This window comes from Nodosilinea sp. LEGE 07298 (assembly GCF_015207265.1).
Taxonomy (GTDB): domain Bacteria; phylum Cyanobacteriota; class Cyanobacteriia; order Phormidesmidales; family Phormidesmidaceae; genus Nodosilinea.
This window is the reverse complement of the sequence record NZ_JADEXE010000601.1, coordinates 1-1114: the sequence shown is the minus strand read 5'-3', so window position 1 is coordinate 1114 and position 1114 is coordinate 1. Positions and strand designations below refer to the sequence as shown.

Genomic DNA, 1114 nt, shown 5'->3' with positions numbered 1-1114 from the left:
GCGTAGGCCCAGGGGTTGAGCACCTGACGGTTGGCCTTGGCCAAACAGGCCAGCACAATACCGACGACGAGAGCCGCCTCTACCCCCTCGCGCAGGGTAATCAAAAACGTCGGCAGAGCAGCGGTGAAATCCATGCTTGGCTAAGTTTAGGGAACAGTTGCTATAGGTATTGTGTCAAACAACCCCACCCTTTGCCGCCCCACTCTTGCCGCTCCATTTTTACAACACGATTCCCCCTACCCATTTCCAGCTGCGATGGAATTGCGTCTCTACGCCCATTCACCCACTCGTCCCCCCATCTTCACGACTGACTCTGCAACACCAAAGCCCCCGCTGGAACGGGCGGATCCGTAACCTGCTCGGCGGTGATCAGCATCTGCACAGACTCGGCACCGCAGGCAGCATCGGGCAAGACCCACTGGTTTGTGTCCTGCCCAGCCTCGGGGTTAAATTCACCGCAAAATACCGGGTCGCTGTCGGCCAGCGCCCACAGGCGGTAGACCTGATCGGCACTCAGGGGAGGCAGGTCGGTGGTGACAATCAGGGCGGTTTGCTCGTCAGGGTTGACGACCAGGCGACCACTGGCCTGGGGTTCGGCCTCGGTGCCAGAGAGAGTGTAGAGCGGGTTGCCGGGTTGGCTAAAGCTGGCCACCACGGCTTCCTGCTGAATCAGAGCCAGGCGCAATCGCTGGTTTTCGTGCAGGGCGAGCACCAGAGCTAACCCCGTGGCGGCCCAGCCCAGGGCCAAACCTAGCTTAGCCAAAGGCAAACGACGGCGGACAAGAGTGGGTTCAGCGGCGGGTTCTGGCACAGATTCTGAGGCCAGCGCCGGGGCCGAATTCTGCGCGGTAGCTTTCTGTACGGTGGTGTTCTGCACGGTGGCCATAATGCGATCGCGCACCCCAGGTGGTGGAGCCACGGGCGGCAGCAGGGTAGGCAGGCTCTCCCAGGTAGACTGCAAAGCCTCTAGCTCGCTAGCCACCTCGGGGTACTGCCCGAGCCACTGTTCGACCAGGGCAGCTTCGTCGTCGCTTAGATCGTTAAGCACGTACCCGGCCAGTAGCGATCGCCAGTCTTCAGGAAGGGGGATTGAGTTCATTGGGCGGAATGGGGA

2 protein-coding genes are annotated in these 1114 nt (G+C 61.2%); both read right to left on the bottom strand.

Going from position 1 to position 1114, the window contains the following annotated elements:
* Positions 1-134: FTR1 family protein (locus IQ273_RS36290; RefSeq protein ID WP_397199251.1), on the bottom strand; the 134-nt coding region annotated here is incomplete at its 3' end.
* A gap of 167 nt (positions 135-301) precedes the next feature.
* The coding region (locus IQ273_RS33340; protein ID WP_228054385.1) for an anti-sigma factor domain-containing protein at positions 302-1114 on the bottom strand (813 nt) is incomplete at its 5' end.